This is a genomic window from Vibrio sp. 10N.222.55.C6 (genome assembly GCF_041473395.1).
Taxonomy (GTDB): Bacteria; Pseudomonadota; Gammaproteobacteria; order Enterobacterales; family Vibrionaceae; genus Vibrio; species Vibrio crassostreae_C.
On the sequence record NZ_JBFRSD010000751.1, the window covers coordinates 1 to 530 of the forward strand.

The 530-nt window shown below is 45.3% G+C and carries 1 protein-coding gene; it reads left to right on the plus strand.

Annotated features, from left to right (window positions below; all coding sequences use genetic code 11):
- A partial coding sequence (locus tag AB4486_RS25975; RefSeq protein ID WP_372119624.1) for an alcohol dehydrogenase catalytic domain-containing protein occupies nt 1-530 on the plus strand: 530 nt, incomplete at both ends.

A 530-nucleotide genomic window follows, 5' to 3' on the forward strand; every position in this document is an offset into this window, starting at 1 on the left:
GTACAAAACAAAGCGATTGGTATTAACCCTGTGGATTGGAAATTTATTAAAGCCAATCCTTTAAATTGGCCGAATGGCCATGTTCCAGGTGTTGATGGTGCAGGCGTCGTCGTACAAGTAGGTTCTAAAGTTGATCCCAGTCTAATTGGCCGTCGAGTGGCATATCATGGTTCACTAAATCGCCATGGTAGCTTCGCTAAATATACTGTTTTGAACGTTGAGCGAGTGATGACACTACCTGAGAGCCTATCTTTTGAACTTGCCGCGGCACTGCCTTGTCCGATGCTAACTGCGTGGCAAGCATTTGAAAAAATTCCATTAACCCAACAAAGAGAAGTGCTTGTCGTTGGTTTTGGCGCGGTGAATAATTTGTTATCCCAGATCCTTGTCAGAGCGGGTTATATCGTTGATGTTGTCTCCGCGAGTCTGAGCGAAGAGCGAGCCAAAAGCTTAGGTATTCGCCAAGTTTATCGGGAGCAATCTCAAATCGACATGAAATACTTCGCCATTTTTGATGCGGTGAGTGGGGA